Here is a 20,313-nt window from a genome sequence, read left to right on the forward strand (position 1 = left end):
CTTATTTACCACCTAATTAAAGCACTTGCCCAAGTAAATCCTGAACCAAATGCGGCTAAACAAACCAAATCGCCTTCTTTTATCTTTCCTGCCTCCCATGCTTCGCACAAGGCAATAGGTACCGATGCAGCGGTGGTATTTCCGTATTTTTGGATGTTGTTGAAAACCTGATCATCGCGTAAGCCCAACAGTTGCTGTACATATTGGCTTATGCGTAAATTGGCTTGATGCGGTACCAACAAATCGATATCGTTTTCTGTTAAGTTATTCGCTTCCAAAGCTTCTTTTATCACTTCCGGGAATTTCACAACCGCTTTCTTGAAAACGGAAGGTCCGTCCATATACGGCAAGGCTGCACCGCTCTCTACAATTTCTTTGGTCATAAACAATCCACCTAATTCTTGCTCTGGAAATTTAGGCCCATCTGTTAACCATTTATTGGCGTGTGCACCCGGATAATGCATGGCTAAAATTTCGGCATCAGCACCATCGCTATGCAAATGGGTACTCAATATTCCACTTCCTTTTTCAGTACTCGGTTGAAGAACTACGGCTCCTGCCCCATCGCCAAAAATAACCGATACATTGCGGCTGCGTGTTTCAAAATCCATAGCGAAAGAATGTTTTTCGCTTCCTACTACCAATACATTTTTATACATACCTGTTTTCACAAATTGATCGGCAACCGACAGTGCGTATACAAAACCAGAACATTGATTGCGAATATCTAAAGCACCTATTTCGCCCATTCCCATTTCACGTTGCAACAAAACGCCGCATCCCGGGAAATAATAATCAGGACTTAACGTAGCAAAAATGATAAAATCGATATCCTTAACTGTAACTCCGGCTCGTTCAATAGCAATTTTAGCAGCTTCAATCCCCATGGTGGTAGTTGTTTCTCCGTAACGATCGGCAAAACGACGTTCTTGAATTCCAGTTCGCTCTTGTATCCATTCATCGCTGGTTTCCATAAAACGACTTAAATCAGTGTTGGTGTAAACATTTTTAGGAACGTAATATCCTATTCCGGCAATTTTAGACTGGTACATATTTGGAAAGTTAAGATACAAAGGTAACAAATTACGGAAAGATGCTCAGTCAAACGCAACGAATTATCGCATAGTTAAAAATTACTAAGCTATCTTAACTTTCATAAAAATAGTTATTTTTGCAGTATGTCTACAGAAACAAAAGAAGAGACCTTTACACTCGAAGAAATTCTAACCTCCCTTAAAACCGTACACCGCCTTATTCTGTGGAATGATGATGTAAATACGTTTGATCATGTGATTTATTGCATGATGAAATACCTTGATTACAGCGAGAACCAAGCCGAAAAAATAGCTTGGAAAGTACATAACGAAGGTAAATGTGCTGTTTTAGAAGGTTCTTTTACCGAAATGGAAGTGTACCGCAAAATTTTACAACAAGAAGGTTTAACCGTTTCTGTCGACTAAGCAAAAACAGTTAACCTCTTCATTCCTATTAGATTAATTTCTTTAGCAAGGCTGCAAGTTCATTTTGTGTGGTTTGCGTTTTATCTTTCGCATACCAACCGTGAAGTTTCTCTGCAATGATGGGCATTTCGCTTATTTCTTGCTTCCATTCTTTCAATAAATCTTGCAAAATTTGCGGCCGCGGTCCCCAAGTAGCCAAAACATTTTCAGCCTTTTCATCTAATACAATGACCACTGGAATGGCTCTTCCTCCATTGGTTAAATGTGCATCAATTAGGGGTAAATTTTTATCGCGCAGCACAAAACGCAAAGTCAACGTATCAGGTACTGCGGCTGCAATTTTATGCACCACAGGAACAATTTGTGCGGCATCTCCACACCAACCTTCGGTAATAACCAATAGCCTATATTTACCCTTCAAACCAGTAATGACAGAAACGATCGTCTCGTTTAAGGCTGTTGTTTTATCAACCCGATTCATGCGTTGTACGTTCAATTTTGTATAGTTCAACATTGCCTCGGAGTCATCCGGTCCGGTGGTTTTTCCATCCACCAACAAAGCATCAATTAATGCTCGATATGCAGCATAATCTATCCCATGCTGCTCAAATATTTCTCTGTAATTCAACATTTTATATCTCTCAAAAAAAAAAAAAAAAAAAAAAAAATCACCGCAAAGAAAATAACAAATTCAGGATTTGCCATCATGGCAATGCAATATGTATGACAATTTAATGTCATCCTGTGCATCACTAAAAAAGCATTTTTTTAATTTATACTTTAAAAAAAATGGTTCAAAACAAAAGGAAAATCTTCTGCTTTGAACCATTCAATCCCCGATGAACCGGTTAAACGAAAAAACTATTTACCTGTCCACTTTGCAAAAACTGCTTTCTGCGCAGGACTGGCTTTTTCGTTGATACTTACTTTTAAACGTACGCTTGGATTTTCTTTTAATGTTAACGCAAATTCCTTATCAAGTCCATCGCGTTTAACTTTTACTTTTAACACATCGCCGATTTTTTTATTGGCCATAATCGGCAAAATATCCAGTGAAAATGCTGCACCTGTTAATTTAACTGTTGATAAAAGTTCCGATAAACTCTGTCCATCTATCTCCACAATTTCATCATTCACATTTAAGCCATCTACCCAAGCAGCCGAATTTCTCACCGTGCCAGTAACCGCTAAACCAATTGAACTTGGTTGTACTGTTGCACCTGTAACTGGTTTATTTGGTGTAGCATTTTCTGTTGTTACATTCACTCCTGCGTAACCGAAATACTTTTCATATTCAACATCATCCACACCGTTCACGTATTTTGCCCAGAAGTTCGTAAAGTCGATACCCGAAATTTTTTCTACCATTGCTTTAAACTCTGCATCGGTATAACCACGTTTTAACGTTTTGCATTGTAGATACATGGCTTTCATTACATCATCTAAGCTCTTGGCTCCTTTAGTAGCGCGGATAATTTCTAAATCCATTAAAATTCCAACTACTTCTCCTTTATTATAATACGAGATAGAATTGTTTTTTGAATTTTCATTCGGGCGATAGCCAATAATCCAAGCATCGTAACTCGATTGTGCCGCTGATTGATATTTTGAACCTGGTTGATTTATCACAGTTCCAATCGCAGATGCTAAATCATTCACAAAAATTTCTGGGGTATTAAATCCTGAACGAAGCATGTACTTGTTTTCGTAATACGATGTAAATCCTTCTGCTACCCATAAATTGGTGGTGTAGTTTTCGTTATCGTAATCAAATGGCCCTAAAGCCACCGGACGTAAACGTTTCACATTCCAAAGGTGGTGATATTCATGTGCTACTAAAGCCAAAAAGCCTTTGTAACCCTTTTCAGTGTTATATGCATTGCGTGTTGCGCCTAAAGTTGTGGAGTTTAAATGCTCCAAACCGCCGCCACCGCGATTAAAGTTATGTACGATAAATACGTAGTGTTTATTCGGATTTTCGCCATAAACCGCTGTAATATTCTCTACAACTTTGGCCATGTCTACTTTTAAGCGCTCTTTATCGTAATTTCCTCCACCATACATAGCCACTTCATGACGAACACCCGAAGCCATAAATTCGAAAACATCTTGATTTCCTACTTCAATAGGACTATCATATAAGATATCAAAATCGCTAGCTGCATAGGTAAAATCCTGACCTTTTACAGGCTCTAAACCAGTAGAAACTTTGCTCCAGCTTGTATGCGGAATAATTTTAACCGTGCTTGGCGTATGAATCATCCCATCTGGATGCATAAAGATGCCAGTTGGCGATAAAAATGCATGCGATGCATCGATAAACGGTGTACGTACTGAAATTTCAAATGCATACACGCGATAATTAATTTGCACAGCCGATGATTTTCCGGTAAAAATTCTCCAAGCGTTTTTACGAACCTTTTCAACTTTTAAGCCCTTACCATTTGCGGTAGCTTTAAACTCTTCTACACTTTTTTCGAATTCACGTACTAAATAAGAACCCGGCGTCCAAACAGGCATTTTAACATCTACATATTCTGTTGTTAAACCTGAAATATTCATTTGAACTTCAGCATAATGTGCCTGTGGTTCTTTAAAGGAAACCTCGAAACCTATCTTTACTTGTGCACTCGCGCCCATGATACTTGTCAGTATTAAAACTAATCCTAAAATTGTTCTTTTAATTAACATACTAATTATCTTTTGCCGCAAATTTAATTTTTCTGACGAGGGTTTTCTATAAAAAAGATAATTCCAAAGTAAAATAGTTGTGTCATTGCGCGTTAAGCGGAAGTCACTTATCCTTCTTTTAAAATAAGGATGGTAAAAAACCAAAACTCGGTAACATCCTTAATACAACATTTCTAGCTTGAAAGATTTGAATAATTTTACATCCTACTTTTGAACATTCTATTAAAACATTTGTTTCAAATGGATTAACGACGCAAAATGAAAAAACGATACATCTTTTACTTAGTCTTAGCTTTGGGCCTCTCTTATTGGATTTATTACCGAATTGCTGCAAACAATAAAATTGAAGGCAAGGATGGTGAAAAAAAATCGAGCGGAAAAGGAGATAAAAATGGCAAGTCAGGCCCAGCAATGCTGGTAGACGGAATGGTTGTAAAGGCGGTTGCTTTTGACAACGATTTAGAGATTACTGGAGCTATAGAAGCAAATGAATCTGTCATTATCAGAAGTGAAATACTGGGAAGAATTACGGGAATTTACTTTCAAGAAGGATCTTATGTAAAAAAAGGAAGTTTGTTAATGACTATTAACAGCGCCGATTTACAAGCAGAATTGCAACAAGCATTAACCAAGCAAAAACTTGCCGCCACTAACGAAAACCGAGCCAAGCAACTACTTGCAAAGGGAGCAATTAGCCAAGAAGAATACGATATTTCTTTAGCGGATTTAAAATCGCTGGAATCAGCTTCACAATTGATTCGCGCACAAATAGACAAAACTATTATCCGGGCTCCGTTTAATGGAAAAATTGGATTAAAAAGTGTCTCTACTGGTCAATTTGTAGCGCAGTTAGCACAAATTGCCAATTTGGTCAATACCGACCCTGTAAAAATTACTTTTTCCATTCCTGAAAAATATGCCCAACAAATTAAAATGGGTTCATCTATCTCATTTACAACAGATGGTTCATCAAAAGTGAACACTGGTAAAGTATACGCAATAGAGCCCTCAATCAATGTAACTACGCGAACGTTGCAAATTAGAGCCCTGGCGCCAAACGCGGATAACGCACTTTTACCGGGTTCGTTTGCTAAAGTAAAATTGGCTTTAAACACCATTCAAAACGCGATACTAATTCCAAATGAGGCAGTTATTCCAATACTAAAAGGAAAGATCGTCTATATTCAAAAGAATGGAAAAGCGAAAGAAGTAAAAGTTGAAGCCGGAACCCGAACGGCCAACTCCCTTTTAATAACGTCGGGCTTAGCGGTTGGCGACACTGTTTTGACAACCGGCGCAATGACCCTTAAAAAAGATGTACCGGTTAAAGTTCATTTAGTAGAAAGCGAAAACTAGCATTCATGAGTATTTCAACTACCAGTATAAAAAGGCCAATTTTGGCTATTGTAATGAATTTGCTGATTGTTTTATTCGGCATAATTGGTTACAATTTCTTGGGTGTTCGTGAGTTTCCTTCTATCGACCCAACCGTGGTTTCAGTTAGAACTTCGTATCCAGGTGCCAACTCAGATATTATCGAATCGCAGATTACCGAACCACTAGAAAAGTCGATTAACTCTATTGATGGGATTCGAAATATTTCATCCTCTAGTAACCAAGGTTCCAGTAACATCACCGTTGAGTTTAACCTCGATAAAAATATTGAAGAAGCAGCGAATGATGTCCGTGACAAAGTATCGCAAGCGGCGAGAAATTTGCCAAAAGATATAGATGGACTGCCCACGGTTAGTAAAGCAGATGCAAGTTCAGATGCGATTATTTCCATGACGATCCAAAGCGACAAACGAAATACCCTGGAATTAAGTGATTTTGCTGAAAATGTAATTGCCGACCGAATACAAACCATCCCAGGAGTTAGTAGTGTTCAAATTCAAGGGCAGCGAAAATATGCCATGCGTATTTGGATGGATCCAACAAAATTAGCCTCTTATGGACTCACAGCTCAAGACATTGTAAACGCTCTTGACAACGAAAATGTGGAATTACCTTCTGGAAAAATTACCGGTGCAACCACAGAGTTAACGGTAAAAACATTGGGTAAACTCACCAACGAGTCGCAATTCAACAACCTTATTTTGAAAGCCGATAGCAATCAAGTTATCAAACTAAAAGACGTTGGATATGCTGTTTTAGGACCTGAGAATGAAGAAACCATTCTCCGCGATTCAGGCAAACCCATGGTGGCAGTTGCCATTATCCCTCAGCCAGGAGCAAACTATCTCGATATCAGCAAACAATTTTATCAACGTTTTGATAAACTAAAGGCGGATATGCCAAAGGATATCACACTGAAAGTTGCACTAGACACTACGTTGTTTATCAAACGGTCGGTGACAGAAGTTGCCGAAACCATTGGGCTCTCGCTCATTTTGGTTATCCTCATTATTTACTTATTCTTCAGAGATTGGGCTATTGCATTCCGTCCACTAATTGATATTCCGGTATCCCTCATCTTTACCTTTTTTATCATGTATGCCTTTGGCTTCTCCATAAATGTATTAAGTTTATTGGCCATTGTTTTAGCAACCGGTTTAGTGGTGGATGATGGAATTGTAGTAACTGAAAACATCTTTAAAAAAGTAGAAGAAGGAATGACACCGTTCGAAGCCGCCATTAAAGGATCGAACGAAATATTCTTTGCTGTAATTTCTATTTCTGTTACGTTGGCTGCCGTTTTCTTGCCTGTTATCTTTTTACAAGGTTTTGTAGGACGTTTATTTCGAGAATTTGGCGTGGTAATAGGTGCCGCCGTTTTAATATCGGCTTTTGTATCGCTTACCTTAACACCTATGCTAAATGCGTATTTAATGAAAAAAGGAGGGCATACACCTTCCAAATTCTACAACTGGACGGAACCCTATTTCATTAAGCTAAACGATGCCTATAAATCCAATCTGAATGCTTTTTTAAGCCGAAGATGGGTAGCCGTGCCTATTATTTTAGTTTGCTTGGGCCTCATTGTTGTTTTTTGGAAACTTCTTCCAAAAGAAACTGCACCTTACGACGACCGAAGCGCCATCAACATTAATGTAAGTACGCCTGAAGGGGCTTCCTTTGATTATACCGATAAATTTATCATGAAATTAAACGACATGATTATTGATTCGGTTCCTGAAAAAAATGTAAACATTACCATCACGTCGCCAAATTTTGGAGGTTCAGGTTCTACCAACTCAGGGTATGTACGCATGGGACTAATTAATCCGGAAGACCGGAAACGCTCGCAAAAACAAATTGCCGATCAACTCACGAAAATCACTAAAAAATATACCGAAGGGAAAGTTATTGTAAATCAGCAGCCAACCATTTCGGTTGGTAGACGAGGCGGCTTACCGATAAATTACATTATCCAGGCGCAAAACTTTGAAAAACTTCGTGAAAAAATACCCGTTTTTATGGAAGCGGTTGCAAAAGACCCAACTTTCACCGTTTCGGATGTAAACCTGAAATTTAACAAACCAGAAATTAATTTAACCATAGATAGAGACAAAGCCAAAAACCTCGGTGTATCCATTTCAGCGATTGCGCAAACGCTCAACTTAGGCTTAAGTAGCCAGCGTTTCTCGTACTTTTTTATGAATGGAAAACAATATCAGGTAATTGGACAATTTGATAGAGGAGACCGAAAAGAGCCGCTCGATTTAAGCTCTACGTATGTACGAAACGACAAAGGAGAATTAATCCAATTGGATAACGTGGTAACCGCCAAAGAAGAAAGTAGTCCGCCACAACTGTACCGAAACAATCGTTTTATTTCTGCAACGGTATCAGCCGGATTGGCTCCTGGAAAAAGTATTGGCGATGGAATTAGCGCCATGGATGCAATCAGCAAAAAAGTACTCGATGAAAGTTTTACAACCGATTTAGGTGGCGAATCGCGCGATTTTAAAGAAAGTTCATCCAATACTTTTTTTGCATTTGGTTTAGCCCTTTTATTGGTGTATTTAATCTTATCGGCCCAGTTTGAAAGTTTTATTGACCCCGCCATTATCATTTTAACAGTTCCAATGGCGGTTGCCGGAGCGTTTTTATCGCTTTGGTTATGTGGGCAAAGCTGGAATATTTTTAGTCAAATTGGTACCATTATGCTCATCGGTTTGGTAACAAAAAACGGTATTTTGATTGTGGAATTTGCCAACCAACTAAAAGAAAAAGGAATGGCCATACCAGACGCCATCCGAGAGGCTTCGGTATCGCGTTTACGCCCAATTTTAATGACTAGTTTGGCTATTGCCATAGGGGCATTGCCTATTGCCCTAGCTTTAGGTGCAGCAGCGAAAAGCCGAATGAGTATGGGGACCGTAATTGTAGGAGGAACGCTCTTTTCATTAATTTTAACCCTGTTCGTTATCCCCGCTATTTACTCATATTGGGCAAAACCATATAAGCCAAATGCACAATTAAAGGATGCCGATCGATTTGAACGCGAAGCAACAGAAGCGGCACATTAAGCTATGTGTAAGAACTAATTAATTTTACCACAACAATCTAACCATGAGATTGAGAATAATATTCATCGTTTTAAGTATTTGTTCATTATCGGCATTTGCCCAAGAACAGCTTAGTTTGCAAAATGCAATTACCATTGCTTTGGAAAACAACTACGATATTAAAATCAGTAAAAACAACAGCATCATTAGTAAAAACAACAATACCATCGGAAACGCCGGTATGTTGCCTAGCTTATCGGCTACTTACGACAATGGTGGAAGTATACAGAATACGCGGCAAACACCTGCCAATGGAGAAGACCGCGTAATCACGGGAGCAAAAAGTACCAGCAATAATTTAGGTGCCGATTTAAATTGGACTGTATTTGATGGCTTTACCATGTTTGCCAATCGAGACCGATTAAAAGAATTGGAAAAGCAAGGTGTACTAAACATTCAGCTAACTATTTTAACTACCATTTCAGATGTTATAGCCGCGTATTACGACATCGTTCGGCAACAACAATTATCCATAGCGGCAGACAGCGCCTTAGATGTTTCCGTTTTACGCACCACTATTGCTAAAACAAAACTAAGCTTGGGCAGAGGATCAAAACTCGATTTATTAGCCGCACAAGTAGATTATAACGCCGATACCTCTACCCTTTTGCAAAGCAAAAATAATTTACAATTGGCTAAAGTACGCTTGAATCAGTTATTAGTGCGTGATGTAAATACGCCCTTTAACGTAAACAATAGTATTCTCATTGATCAAAATTTAGTCTATAATCAGCTTTTAGAATTGACCGAAAAACAAAATCCGATGGTTCAAAATGCTTTTATCAACCAACAAATAGCCAATCTAAATTTAAAAGCCATTAAAGGGGCTCGGTATCCTTCATTGAGCTTAAACTCGGGCTATTCGCGCACCAATAGCACCAGCCCTACCGGATTCAATCAAAAATTTGCGGCCAATGGATTTACCTATGGACTAACTGCAAAAATTAATATTTTTAACGGCTTTATGCAACGTCAACAAGAGCGAAATGCCAAAATAGAAATTGACAATTCGACCATTTCACTCAACAAAACCAAGTTGGATATACAAGCACAATTACTTTCTGCCTTTAAAAATTATACGACTTACTTAGATTTAACGCAGCTTGAGAAAAAAAATGTAGCAATTGCCAAACAAAATTTAGATATTACGCTCGCAAAATACAAAATAGGTACCATTGCGCCTTTAGAATTAAGAGAAGCGCAACGAAATGCGCTCGATGCGGAAAACAGATATATTGAAACCCAATTTCAAACAAAACTTGCAGAAATTTTGTTAAAAGAGATTAGTGGAAATGTAAATTTGTCAAATTAATATTTATATTTATTGAATGATACTTGTTGCAGATAGCGGCTCTTCTAAAACAGATTGGATGGGCTACATTAACGGTGAAATCGTTAAGTTTAACACACCTGGTATAAATCCTTATTTCTTGAATGAACAAGCCATTAGCAAACTAATTTCGAAAAACGAAACCTTAATGCAATGCGCTCAGAATGTAAAAGAAATTTACTTTTTTGGTGCCGGCTGCTCCTCTCCTGACAAGCACGAGGTTGTTTCAAATGGCCTCTCTACCATATTTACCAATGCTTTTATCTCTGTTGACCATGATTTATTGGGCTCGGTATATGCAACATGCGGAGATAGCGAAGGCTTAAACTGTATTTTAGGAACTGGTTCCAACATCTGCTATTTTGATGGAGAAAAAGTACAAGAAGGGCACCACGGTTTAGGATATGTTTTAGGAGATGAAGGATCGGGCACATTTTTTGGAAAAAAAGTGCTACTGAGCTACCTCTATAAAAAAATGCCTGATGAATTGGCGAATGACTTTAAAAAGGATTTCCCATATGAAAAGAAAGACATAATTGCGCAGCTCTACCAAAAACCATTTCCTAACATTTACTTGGCTGGCTTTAGTCGTTTTATGGCAAAACATAAAGAGCACTCTTTTATCCAAAACATTTTACGCCAAGGATTTCAGGAATTTGTAGATACAAACATTAGCGATTATCCAAAATATAAAAAAGTCCCTTGCCATTTCGTTGGTTCTATCGCCTACTATTACCAAGAAGAATTAGTAGCGGTTTTAAAAGAAAATGGCATTCAAGCGGGTAAAATATTGCAAAAACCCATCGATGAATTGTTTAATTTTATCTTAAATAAAGAAGGTGTAAACCTAACTGTTTAGACAAAAAGGCAATCAATCGAGCTATTTAAATATTTAGTAGTATTTTTATTACGAAAAACAGGAAACATTACACGAGTCCTTGTGTTATGTAAGAAGAAAATAATTTGAAACTGGCGTATGAAGAAAATACTAGTTGTAGACGATGACATTGAAGTTTTAGAAACTATTCAATTAATACTCGAAATTGGTGGTTTTAAAGTATCATCACTTAATAATGGAGAAGATGTTTTTGATGAAATTGCACGGTTTAAGCCCGATTTAATTTTACTTGACATTTCATTAGGCCATATTGATGGGCGCGTTTTATGCGAACAGCTTAAAGCAATTGAAAGCACAGCTAAAATTCCAATTTTGTTAATTTCAGGGCTTTACAACCAGCGCGATTTTACCACGCTTAATTATGGGCAAGACGATTTTCTTTCAAAACCTTTTCAAATGGATGTCCTATTAAAAAAGATAACGAAAATCCTGTCTTTAGAAGCAGATATACCCAATTACATGGCCAATTAAAACCCTTGGGAAATAAACAAAAAAAGCCAAAGAACGGTCGTTCTTTGGCTTTTTTTGTTTTCATTCAGTGGTAGAAATACAGAAAATAACCAAAAATTAGTATCAAGACTACCGGCAATTAGCAGAAATTCAGGCATGTTGCGGGCATCAATCTTGCCTAAACAGCTAATATTTCACGAATTACGCTGTCATTTTGACAAACAAACTCGTTTGGAACATGCATTGTTATGTTTTATTCAGATTAAACATTTATTTCAAATATGAGCATACAAGAAAAAGGAAATATTTCCATCCACACCGAGAACATTTTCCCTATAATTAAGAAATTTTTATACTCAGATAATGAGATTTTTCTTCGCGAATTAGTATCAAACGCTGTAGACGCGGTACAAAAAATTAAAAGACTTGGTTCGTTGGGCCAATTTAATGGCGAAGTTGGTCAACCTTTGGTAGAAGTTTCGGTAGATAAAGATGCAAAAACCATTACCATTAGCGACAATGGTTTGGGTATGACTGCCGAAGAGATTAAAAAATACATTAACCAAGTTGCTTTTTCTGGTGCAAGTGAATTTGTTGAAAAATTCAAAGATGCAAAAGACGCAAACGAGATTATCGGAAAATTTGGTTTAGGTTTTTATTCTGCCTTTATGGTAGCAGATTTAGTCGAAATTCAAACTTTATCGTACCAAGATGGAGCTGAACCGGCACGTTGGGTTTGTGATGGCAGTACCGAATTTGAAATTACTGCAGGAACCAGAACTACCCGCGGCACCGACATTATTTTACATGTGAATAAAGATTCTGATGAATTTTTAGAAGAATCTAAATTACAAGGCATCTTAGATAAATACGCTAAGTTTTTACCTATCCCCATCAAATTTGGCACAAAAACAGAGTCGATTGAAGACGGAGAAGATGCAGAAGGTAAGAAACAATACAAAGATATCACGGTTGATAATATCATCAATACCACAAATCCAATTTGGACAAAAGCACCTGCTGATTTGTCAGATGAAGATTATTTGAATTTTTACCGCGAATTGTACCCATTCAGTGAAGAGCCTTTGTTCTGGATTCACTTGAATGTAGACTATCCATTTAATTTAACCGGCGTTTTGTATTTCCCTAAGTTGAAAAATGAATTCGAAATGCAACGCAACAAAATTAAATTATTCTCGCGCCAAGTATTCATTACCGACGAAGTAAAGGATATTGTGCCGGAATTTTTAATGCTATTACACGGGGTAATTGACTCACCAGATATTCCATTAAACGTATCAAGAAGCTTCTTACAAGCAGATAGTAATGTGAAGAAAATCAACAACTACATTACTAAAAAAGTAGCTGATAAATTGGCTGAATTATTTACAAAAGACCGTAAAGCATACGAAGACAAATGGAAAGATATTGGTCTTTTTGTAAAATACGGTATGATTAGCGAAGAGAAGTTTTACGATAAAGCAAAAGATTTTGCTTTAGTTGGCAATACCAAAAATGAGTTATTTACTTTGCCTGAATACAAAGAGAAAGTATCGTCCCTGCAAACTGATAAAAATGGCTCAGTGGTGTATTTATATACAAATGATGCGGCAAAACAGGATGCCTTTATTCAATCTGCAAACAAGAAAGACTACGATGTTTTAGTATTGGATTCGCCAATTGACAATCACTTTATTAACCAGTTAGAACAAAAACTAGAAAAAACATCCATCAAAAGAGTTGATTCGAGCGTTGTAGACAAATTGATTGAAAAAGACGAGCAAAATGAGCATGTATTGAGCGAAGATCAAGTGAAAGAAGTAACCTCAATATTCGAAAAAGCCATTACTAAACCTGGCATGCATGTTGAAATCGTTGCCTTGCATCCGGAAGAACTACCTGTAACCATTACGATGGATGAATTTATGCGTAGAATGAAAGATATGGCTGCAATGGGTGGTGGCATGAACTTTTATGGTCAAATGCCCGACAATTATAAAGTAGCCATCAATGGAAACCACAAATTAATCAGCAAAATCTTAAAAGCTGAAAATGCTGAGGAACAAAATACATTGGCAAAACAAGCTGTAGATTTAGCTTTATTGGCACAGGGCATGTTAACAGGTGCAGAATTAACGGCTTTCGTTAGCAGAAGTGTTGAATTAATCTAAAACAAAAAGGTTGCAAGCTTGCCAAAGCTTTGCAACCTTTTTAACTATACCAAAAAAGGCTCAAATCGTACGATTTGAGCCTTTTTCTATTTAGATTGTGTTTTTTATCCAGCTTTTGCTTCGTTTTCCAACGTCAATTCACTTTCTTTTAAATCTACTTTGAAATAATCTTTGTGCTCTTCAATCATTTTTGCAATGGTTGCTGCCTTTGTATCTGTAATTTTAAATTCAAATATTGGCTCCACATTTTTCTTGCTTCGTACCATTTTCTCTGTGTAAAAACGATAAGTTAAACCGTTGGTTAGCAAACCATATTTGGCCTTTGTTTTACGGAAATACTTAGATAAACGTGAATCGTGCAGATCCAAATCTTCTTCGTGGTGTTTGCACTCTACCAAAATTGCAGGTTCACCATCCTTCATGATGGTGTAATCAACTTTTTTGTTTTTCTTAACCCCAAAATCAAGTACTGCTTCCGTTTGAATTTCAGAAGGATCAAATCCTAGAATCTGAATAAACGGCATTACAAGGGCATTTCGAGTTAAATCCTCATTCTGAACCTGAGGAAGCATTTTTTTAATTCTTACGGCAAATTGCCCAATCTCATCTTTAAGCTCCATAATGTATATAATTTTTTTGGGACATTTAGTTAAACTATTCCTTTAACAATTGCTTATCGTCAATAACCAACCACTCTTATAACTCCCATTCCCACGAGTTTAAATTTATATTCTTACGAGAAAGTTAAATAGATGATGAGCAAGTATTTCCACCTGCTCACTTATCCTTCAGAGCGTTAATTTTGTTTGATAAACAGTATAAAGATTCGCAAAACACCTATATGGAATAATTTTTTTACATCAACCCGTCACTTTATTACACGAAACCGAAACTGAAAAACTTTTTTTCGGCCCGCAAAGTTTTTTTTATTAACACGTGTAAAGAGATTCTTTTTTTATTTAACTTGCGATAAAATCACTCCAAACACACACATATTTAATATTTCTATGAATTTAAAATGCGTTGTCATAGACGATGAACAACATGCGATTGAGGTTTTAACTGACCATATAGCGGAGATGCCGGGGTTATCTTTGTTTAAGACTTTTACAAGTCCGATTCAGGCATTAACTGAAATTACAGTTGAAGATGAAATTGATTTGCTATTTATGGATATCGATATGCCAGGTATCAATGGGATTGAGTTAGCAAAAAACATTAGGGAGAAGTCTAAATATCTAATTTTCACCACTGCACACCCCGATTATGCTTTACAAGCATTTGATGTTCAGTCGGATCAGTATTTACTTAAACCCATTTCATTTGCTAAGTTCGCATTAGGGATTGACAGGATTTTAAAGAAAGAGTCAAATAGCCCAAGAAGTGGCGTTCGCGAGGCTGATATTCCAACAGCTCTTTATATTAAAGGCGACCATAAATATGCCTTTTCTAACATTGCTATTGATGGAATATTATACATTAAAGCTTTACAAAACTATATTCAAATTATTACCCACGGCGAAACGCATACTACGTACTTAACCTTAAAGGAAATTGAAAAAGCCTTGGAAAATCATGCTTTTATTCGTGTAAACAAATCAAATATCGTTGCTAAATCTGCTATCAAAAAAGTTGACGGCAATATCATTAGACTGGTAAATAACGAGATGATTCAAATTGGCGAAGGATATAAGGAAACTTTTTTCGCCTATGTGCAGAATAGTTTATTAAAATCTAACCGAAGTCAATAAAAACTTGCTACTGGGGAGGATTGATAAACAATAACCCCAGTTATTATTTATTGAAAATATCGGTTGAAGGCAACATGGTTTCTGCAGTAGCACTGGTCGGATCTGTTACAAAATTACTTTTTGCTTTCACTGTCTTGTAAACAAACACTGTTTTTTTAGCAATTTTGATTGTTTGTTGAGCTTTCATGTTGATCTCTCTATTAAAAGATTAATATCGGTAATTATTTATTGAAAATATCGGTTGAAGGCAACATAGTTTCTGCAGTAGCACTGGTTGGATCTGTTACAAAATTATTTTTCGCTTTTACTGTTTTGTAAACAAACACTGTTTTTTTAGCAATTTTGATTGTATGTTGAGCTTTCATCTTTATGTATCTTTAAATTTAAATCAGTTATTATTTATTGAAAATATCGGTTGATGGCAACATGGTTTCAGCAGTAGCACTGGTTGGATCTGTTACGAAATTATTTTTTGCTTTTATTGTTTTATAAACAAATACTGTTTTTTTAGCAATTTTGATTGTATGTTGAGCTTTCATCTTAATGTATCTTTAAATTTAAATCAGTAATTATTTATTGAAAATATCGGTTGAAGGCAACATGGTTTCAGCAGTAGCACTGGTTGGATCTGTTACGAAATTATTTTTTGCTTTGATTGTTTTATAAACAAATACTGTTTTTTTAGCAATTTTGATTGTATGTTGAGCTTTCATCTTAATGTATCTTTAAATTTAAATCAGTAATTATTTATTGAAAATATCGGTTGATGGCAACATGGTTTCTGCAGTAGCACTGGTTGGATCTGTTACGAAATTATTTTTTGCTTTGATTGTTTTATAAACAAATACTGTTTTTTTTGTTAATTTGTTAGTGTTTTGCGCTTTCATATATTTTATTCTTATTGTTACTAATTGTTTTCGTTTATGATGTAAAGGTGCAACAGATTGAGGGCTTCTTATAGATTTTTACACAAAACCCTTATTTTGATAGACAAAACAAGCCACAAACCCAAAAAATACAACACAATGCCGAACTCAATTTTAAAAAAATTATATACTAAATATCGATTTCACTTAATCGGTTGGAGCGTATTTATACTATATGAAATAGTTATCACCGGTCTAATCTTTGGAAATAGGGGCGGGAGTTTTGGTTCTTACCTCATTTCGTATTCTTTAAACATTATATTGTTCTATTTCAATGCTTATGGTTTGCAACGTATTTCCGAACTCAATAATAAACTGTTAAGGATAATTGCTACTCCTGTTTTCATTTTAATTGAAGTTTCAGTCCATGCTATAGTAACATTTTATAGCTGGAAAGGTGGCGTTATATTAGGGTTAATATCGAATGAAATTCCTATCATGTTTAATAAAACTATGATTGCAAGAGCCGTCTATCGCTCACTATATTTTATAGGATTCAGTACAGGTTATTACTTTATTTTAAATTTTTTCGAGGACCGCAAGAGAGTTGAAGCATTGGAAAGACTTGCTTTAGCAACCGAATTGGAAAAACAAACCCTAGAAAACGACTTAACTCAAACGCAAAACAATTATTTGAGAAGTCAAATCAATCCTCATTTCTTGTTTAATACGTTAAACTTTATTTACAACGACGCACGCAAAAAGGCTCCTATGGCTGCCGATGCCATCATGAACTTATCAGAAATGATGCGATACGCTTTAAAACGTACAGAAGCATCAGAATTGGTGCCTTTATCGGAAGAGGTAGAGCAAATAGAGCACTTAATTAACCTCCATAAACTTCGTACCGCAAATGCCCTAAATGTTGAGCTAAAGGTAAATGGGAACTTATTTGGAATACGATTCCCGCCTTTGATTTTGCTTACCTTGGTTGAAAACATTTTCAAACATGGGAACATTGCTCATTCTACTCAAGCTGCTTTAATTTTAATTACATATGAGGATGACGAACTAGCTGTTTCGACCATTAATATGATTAACGATGTTAAAAATAAAAAGGTCGAAAGTCATCATGTAGGGCTTGATAATATCGAAAAGAGATTAGCCAGTTTATATAACGGCAACTATACATTCAAGCATTATGCTGATTTACAAAATCGGTATATTACAGAAATAACCGTTAAAGTTGATAACCCAATGGCTCATTTAAATAAATAAAATTATGCCATTGCTTTTTTTCGTTGATTATCTTTCCAAAGGAAATAATACATCATCATTTCGTGCGTTCGCTGTTCTTTGTTGAAAAGTCGATTTACATGCATGTGCATGACATCACTTAAGAGCTTAATTCGTTTTTCGGGCTTACAAGCACTTAACAAACGTGTAAATGAACTAGCAAAGTTCTTAAATGAGGTGGCTTGGGCATCCGTTAATGCGGGTGCTTCTGCTTTTCTATATTCTTGATAATACGCATTAATCCTTTTAAAATCGGGGGCATCTAAATGGTGTTCGGCATTGAAAGAATCGGACATCATTTTTATGGCGATTGCTAATCCCTTATCGCCCATTATTCCAGTATGCTGAATTTCATCAACAAGCTTTGAACATAGTTGATACTTCGCAAATGCATCTAATTCTGTTTCAAAAAGAGAAAGGACAAAATCACTATCAGTGCAAAAATGAAGCTCAGCTGCTTCAATTAAATCTACTCCATATCTCTCCAACTCTCTTCGATAGGTTTTGACTTGCAAATCAGAAACTAAACCATTTTCCATGTCATCGGTCAAATAAGCTGAAAATGCAGGTATCATCCCTACGCCATCATCCGGATTATTCAATTGTATTCTGAATCGGAGATGATCGCCATTTTCATTGTATCGAATAAAAAACCATGACTTTATTTGATCGGCATGTAATGCCAAAAAATGTGCAATCGGTCCGACCAGTAGTTGATCAGCGCGTTGTTGGTGACAAAATATTTCGAAATAAAGCCATTCCGTCCCCGGAGGGAAAAAAGCTTTTACAGAATTAGTAAGCACCCCTTCTGGTACGCTTGCCGGCTGATATATCTTTTCACGGTGATAAAGACTTAAAATAAATTGAGCCAAATAGGACTCTCCCTTTTCATTGCGAACGACCGAATTCTCTGGAATTAGCACCTCTTCTATATACACCTGCTTTTGTTTTTGCATATACAGGATGAAGGCCTGAACATCGGCATCATTCTCCATATCAAAGCACAGTGTTTGATCTGCCAGACCGGCTTTAAAATAACGGCTAACGCCCAATTCTACTAAAAACGTGCGCGCTTGATTTATAGTTAAAGGATCCTGCTTTTCGGGGTAAAAAACTTCTTTTGTTATACGCCATTTAGCCCGATTTATAATCAAGTTGTGGTATTGTAAACGGGGGTAATAGGGCAAATCAGGAACAACATCGGAGAGCTTAAAGGTAAAACCCGTTTGTTTTTTGTGGTGCTGCAAATTACACAAAAGCCTAAAAACAGATAAATCGGAACGCGAATAATTATAAGCCGAGGCCATCCGCGGGATCAAACGTTTATTGAGCGTTTTAGACCTTAAGATCACCTCTCCTCTTTTTATCGATATGAATATATCATTTAGTCGCAGCGGTTCAGCAGAAGTATCATAATTCAAAATAGAAAGCTGATAATTGTACAGCAGCTTACGACGATTAATATTATCAATATGCGCTTCGACCATGTAAGCTACATCAAAAAACAAAACATCGGGATTAGATTGTTGCTCAATTTCGGCCATTATCTTTCCCTCCTCTTCCACCGCTTCGCTAGCCAAACTAAACCGTCCGGATAATGCATTTGCAGTTACTCCTCCAATTTGATCTATTGAAACTACATCATCGCAAACCGACATGAGTAAACTCATGGTATTCGGGAAACTTAAAGGCTTATTATCCAGTTTTAACGGCAGTTTATTCAATAAAATAGGCCGGTCTTTTTCAAAACCACCCATCTGCATCAATCCTTGAATAGAGCCTTTTAAATTATTTTCGCTTGGTGTAACTGCTTTATTTCTCAGCTGACTCACCAAATCATTACTTTCCGATTGCTCTAAGGAGCCATATCCTACTCCCGTTTCGGGATCTAGCGCAAATAAAAGTGGGACTTCCTCCTGATCAAATTTCTTTGAAAACTTAGCCATAAACTCCTTTAACGTATCTAATTCCTCGGTTGGAATAATGTGATTCATTAAGGCTAAAAAATTTGGAAGACTTTGCAACAGGTGTTCATCTATTGCGCCCGATTGTACCGCTCTTTCTGCAATGATGTACTTGGGTAATTCTGCACTATCAATGCCTAAACGATTAAAATATTCATCGCCCAAAATATTGGGATCATAATCCGTAAAAATTAATTGCAAATCGTGCATATCGGCAATTAAGTTCAATATGGATGCCTCATCTATCTCCGTTTTATCCAAATCTGCTAATAACGCATTTACTTGAATGGGTTTCTGCGCTTTTTCCAAAATCTGTAAAACCAATTCGTTATGATCTATCTCAGCCAGCTCAAAAAGTCCCTCTTGGCAAGAAATGTAGCGAATACTATCTTTCAAGCAATAAAAACTCGTATTACTAAACAGCCGGCAATTATTGCTTAGAAGTTCATGAATATCAAATTGGATATTATTTTTTTGAGGCCAATCGATAAATTGATGCACCAATTGCTTTTCATCTACTTGTATACTATTGCCATTTGCTGCTAAGCCATTTTTTAAGAGACTAAAACTTGCAAATGTTCCATAGGGTGTGGAGCGATATTTCGCGCGATTATAGTATTTCCAAATGGTAAATGAAATCTTCGGGGGTAAACTATCCAAATCCTCAGCGCGAATGTCTTTTATTTGTTCATAAAAGTCAGTAGAAGAAATAGCGATCGCTTTTTTTAATTCATCCCAACAAAAAATTAAATTGGATTGATACGAAAAACGGGGGGTTCTGAATAGTATGTTGGGGTGGATATGTACTTTCATAAGCATTAATAATACCGAAAATTACAAAGATTATTTAATAACCACAGATTAATTAATAACAAAAAGCCATCCCCCTTCGGTGATGGCTTTAGCGTTATTCAATTATTCGGGA

19 protein-coding genes are annotated in these 20,313 nt (G+C 36.5%); 9 read left to right on the top strand and 10 right to left on the bottom strand.

Annotated elements, in window-relative coordinates:
* Positions 1-5: 5 nt before the first annotated feature.
* A complete protein-coding gene (locus tag ACJVDK_RS10835) occupies positions 6-1,052 on the bottom strand; it encodes a 3-oxoacyl-ACP synthase III family protein (protein WP_443936681.1) in 1,047 nt (348 codons plus the stop codon).
* Positions 1,053-1,178: 126 nt separating this feature from the next.
* On the opposite strand from ACJVDK_RS10835, the gene ACJVDK_RS10840 reads away from it, so the two are divergent.
* Entirely contained in the window at positions 1,179-1,460 is a 282-nt protein-coding gene (locus tag ACJVDK_RS10840) for an ATP-dependent Clp protease adaptor ClpS (protein WP_443936682.1), read from the top strand.
* A 28-nt stretch (positions 1,461-1,488) separates the two neighbouring features.
* Here the strand turns inward: ACJVDK_RS10840 and ACJVDK_RS10845 are convergent, their stop codons facing one another.
* Together ACJVDK_RS10845 and ACJVDK_RS10850 are read right to left on the bottom strand one after the other, a co-directional pair.
* Positions 1,489-2,091, bottom strand: coding sequence for a thioredoxin family protein (locus ACJVDK_RS10845; RefSeq protein ID WP_443936683.1), 603 nt, complete (start codon positions 2,089-2,091; stop codon positions 1,489-1,491).
* A gap of 230 nt (positions 2,092-2,321) precedes the next feature.
* On the bottom strand, positions 2,322-4,151 hold the full coding sequence (locus tag ACJVDK_RS10850) for a M61 family metallopeptidase (protein WP_443936684.1): 1,830 nt from the start codon (positions 4,149-4,151) through the stop codon (positions 2,322-2,324).
* 258 nt (positions 4,152-4,409) lie between these two features.
* Between ACJVDK_RS10850 and ACJVDK_RS10855 the strand changes: the two genes are divergently transcribed.
* The 6 genes from ACJVDK_RS10855 to htpG all read left to right on the top strand — a co-directional run bounded on the left by ACJVDK_RS10855 (position 4,410) and on the right by htpG (position 13,511).
* On the top strand, positions 4,410-5,507 hold the full coding sequence (locus ACJVDK_RS10855; protein ID WP_443936685.1) for an efflux RND transporter periplasmic adaptor subunit: 1,098 nt from the start codon (positions 4,410-4,412) through the stop codon (positions 5,505-5,507).
* A 5-nt stretch (positions 5,508-5,512) separates the two neighbouring features.
* Positions 5,513-8,623, top strand: a complete 3,111-nt coding sequence (locus ACJVDK_RS10860) for an efflux RND transporter permease subunit (RefSeq protein WP_443936686.1) — start codon at positions 5,513-5,515, stop codon at positions 8,621-8,623.
* 43 nt (positions 8,624-8,666) lie between these two features.
* Entirely contained in the window at positions 8,667-9,974 is a 1,308-nt protein-coding gene (locus ACJVDK_RS10865; RefSeq protein WP_443936687.1) for a TolC family protein, read from the top strand.
* Between the two features lie 16 nt (positions 9,975-9,990).
* Positions 9,991-10,851, top strand: a complete 861-nt coding sequence (locus ACJVDK_RS10870; protein WP_443936688.1) for an N-acetylglucosamine kinase — start codon at positions 9,991-9,993, stop codon at positions 10,849-10,851.
* A gap of 117 nt (positions 10,852-10,968) precedes the next feature.
* A complete protein-coding gene (locus ACJVDK_RS10875; RefSeq protein WP_443936689.1) occupies positions 10,969-11,361 on the top strand; it encodes a response regulator in 393 nt (130 codons plus the stop codon).
* Positions 11,362-11,621: 260 nt separating this feature from the next.
* Positions 11,622-13,511, top strand: coding sequence for a molecular chaperone HtpG (htpG, locus tag ACJVDK_RS10880; RefSeq protein ID WP_443936690.1), 1,890 nt, complete (start codon positions 11,622-11,624; stop codon positions 13,509-13,511).
* A 104-nt stretch (positions 13,512-13,615) separates the two neighbouring features.
* On the opposite strand, the gene ACJVDK_RS10885 is transcribed toward htpG, so the two are convergent.
* Entirely contained in the window at positions 13,616-14,131 is a 516-nt protein-coding gene (locus tag ACJVDK_RS10885) for a type I restriction enzyme HsdR N-terminal domain-containing protein (RefSeq protein WP_443936691.1), read from the bottom strand.
* A gap of 387 nt (positions 14,132-14,518) precedes the next feature.
* Between ACJVDK_RS10885 and ACJVDK_RS10890 the strand changes: the two genes are divergently transcribed.
* Positions 14,519-15,262, top strand: a complete 744-nt coding sequence (locus tag ACJVDK_RS10890; protein ID WP_443936692.1) for a LytR/AlgR family response regulator transcription factor — start codon at positions 14,519-14,521, stop codon at positions 15,260-15,262.
* A gap of 43 nt (positions 15,263-15,305) precedes the next feature.
* Here the strand turns inward: ACJVDK_RS10890 and ACJVDK_RS10895 are convergent, their stop codons facing one another.
* The 5 genes from ACJVDK_RS10895 to ACJVDK_RS10915 are packed head-to-tail and all read right to left on the bottom strand — an operon-like array spanning position 15,306 to position 16,149.
* Positions 15,306-15,449 carry a hypothetical protein gene (locus ACJVDK_RS10895; RefSeq protein WP_443936693.1) on the bottom strand — a complete coding sequence of 48 codons (144 nt, stop codon included), beginning with the start codon at positions 15,447-15,449 and terminating at the stop codon, positions 15,306-15,308.
* 34 nt (positions 15,450-15,483) lie between these two features.
* Positions 15,484-15,627, bottom strand: coding sequence for a hypothetical protein (locus ACJVDK_RS10900; RefSeq protein ID WP_443936694.1), 144 nt, complete (start codon positions 15,625-15,627; stop codon positions 15,484-15,486).
* Positions 15,628-15,657: 30 nt separating this feature from the next.
* Positions 15,658-15,801, bottom strand: coding sequence for a hypothetical protein (locus tag ACJVDK_RS10905; RefSeq protein ID WP_443936695.1), 144 nt, complete (start codon positions 15,799-15,801; stop codon positions 15,658-15,660).
* A gap of 30 nt (positions 15,802-15,831) precedes the next feature.
* Positions 15,832-15,975: a hypothetical protein gene (locus tag ACJVDK_RS10910; RefSeq protein ID WP_443936695.1), complete on the bottom strand. Its 144-nt coding sequence runs from the start codon at positions 15,973-15,975 to the stop codon at positions 15,832-15,834.
* Positions 15,976-16,005: 30 nt separating this feature from the next.
* A complete protein-coding gene (locus ACJVDK_RS10915) occupies positions 16,006-16,149 on the bottom strand; it encodes a hypothetical protein (protein ID WP_443936696.1) in 144 nt (47 codons plus the stop codon).
* Between the two features lie 492 nt (positions 16,150-16,641).
* On the opposite strand from ACJVDK_RS10915, the gene ACJVDK_RS10920 reads away from it, so the two are divergent.
* The gene (locus ACJVDK_RS10920) at positions 16,642-17,406 is read left to right on the top strand and encodes a sensor histidine kinase (RefSeq protein ID WP_443936697.1); all 765 of its coding nucleotides are present in this window, start codon (positions 16,642-16,644) and stop codon (positions 17,404-17,406) included.
* 2 nt (positions 17,407-17,408) lie between these two features.
* On the opposite strand, the gene ACJVDK_RS10925 is transcribed toward ACJVDK_RS10920, so the two are convergent.
* The gene (locus ACJVDK_RS10925) at positions 17,409-20,201 is read right to left on the bottom strand and encodes a thiopeptide-type bacteriocin biosynthesis protein (RefSeq protein ID WP_443936698.1); all 2,793 of its coding nucleotides are present in this window, start codon (positions 20,199-20,201) and stop codon (positions 17,409-17,411) included.
* Between the last annotated feature and the right edge of the window lie 112 nt (positions 20,202-20,313).

It is taken from the genome of Pedobacter paludisoli (genome assembly GCF_052344095.1).
Lineage (GTDB): Bacteria > Bacteroidota > Bacteroidia > Sphingobacteriales > Sphingobacteriaceae > Pedobacter.

Coding starts and splice junctions, on each gene's coding strand:
- ACJVDK_RS10835 (WP_443936681.1), bottom strand. CDS start 1,052: ATGTACCAGTCTAAAATTGCCGGAATAGGATATTACGTTCCTAAAAAT.
- ACJVDK_RS10840 (WP_443936682.1), top strand. CDS start 1,179: ATGTCTACAGAAACAAAAGAAGAGACCTTTACACTCGAAGAAATTCTA.
- ACJVDK_RS10845 (WP_443936683.1), bottom strand. CDS start 2,091: ATGTTGAATTACAGAGAAATATTTGAGCAGCATGGGATAGATTATGCT.
- ACJVDK_RS10850 (WP_443936684.1), bottom strand. CDS start 4,151: ATGTTAATTAAAAGAACAATTTTAGGATTAGTTTTAATACTGACAAGT.
- ACJVDK_RS10855 (WP_443936685.1), top strand. CDS start 4,410: ATGAAAAAACGATACATCTTTTACTTAGTCTTAGCTTTGGGCCTCTCT.
- ACJVDK_RS10860 (WP_443936686.1), top strand. CDS start 5,513: ATGAGTATTTCAACTACCAGTATAAAAAGGCCAATTTTGGCTATTGTA.
- ACJVDK_RS10865 (WP_443936687.1), top strand. CDS start 8,667: ATGAGATTGAGAATAATATTCATCGTTTTAAGTATTTGTTCATTATCG.
- ACJVDK_RS10870 (WP_443936688.1), top strand. CDS start 9,991: ATGATACTTGTTGCAGATAGCGGCTCTTCTAAAACAGATTGGATGGGC.
- ACJVDK_RS10875 (WP_443936689.1), top strand. CDS start 10,969: ATGAAGAAAATACTAGTTGTAGACGATGACATTGAAGTTTTAGAAACT.
- htpG (WP_443936690.1), top strand. CDS start 11,622: ATGAGCATACAAGAAAAAGGAAATATTTCCATCCACACCGAGAACATT.
- ACJVDK_RS10885 (WP_443936691.1), bottom strand. CDS start 14,131: ATGGAGCTTAAAGATGAGATTGGGCAATTTGCCGTAAGAATTAAAAAA.
- ACJVDK_RS10890 (WP_443936692.1), top strand. CDS start 14,519: ATGAATTTAAAATGCGTTGTCATAGACGATGAACAACATGCGATTGAG.
- ACJVDK_RS10895 (WP_443936693.1), bottom strand. CDS start 15,449: ATGAAAGCTCAACAAACAATCAAAATTGCTAAAAAAACAGTGTTTGTT.
- ACJVDK_RS10900 (WP_443936694.1), bottom strand. CDS start 15,627: ATGAAAGCTCAACATACAATCAAAATTGCTAAAAAAACAGTGTTTGTT.
- ACJVDK_RS10905 (WP_443936695.1), bottom strand. CDS start 15,801: ATGAAAGCTCAACATACAATCAAAATTGCTAAAAAAACAGTATTTGTT.
- ACJVDK_RS10910 (WP_443936695.1), bottom strand. CDS start 15,975: ATGAAAGCTCAACATACAATCAAAATTGCTAAAAAAACAGTATTTGTT.
- ACJVDK_RS10915 (WP_443936696.1), bottom strand. CDS start 16,149: ATGAAAGCGCAAAACACTAACAAATTAACAAAAAAAACAGTATTTGTT.
- ACJVDK_RS10920 (WP_443936697.1), top strand. CDS start 16,642: ATGATTGCAAGAGCCGTCTATCGCTCACTATATTTTATAGGATTCAGT.
- ACJVDK_RS10925 (WP_443936698.1), bottom strand. CDS start 20,201: ATGAAAGTACATATCCACCCCAACATACTATTCAGAACCCCCCGTTTT.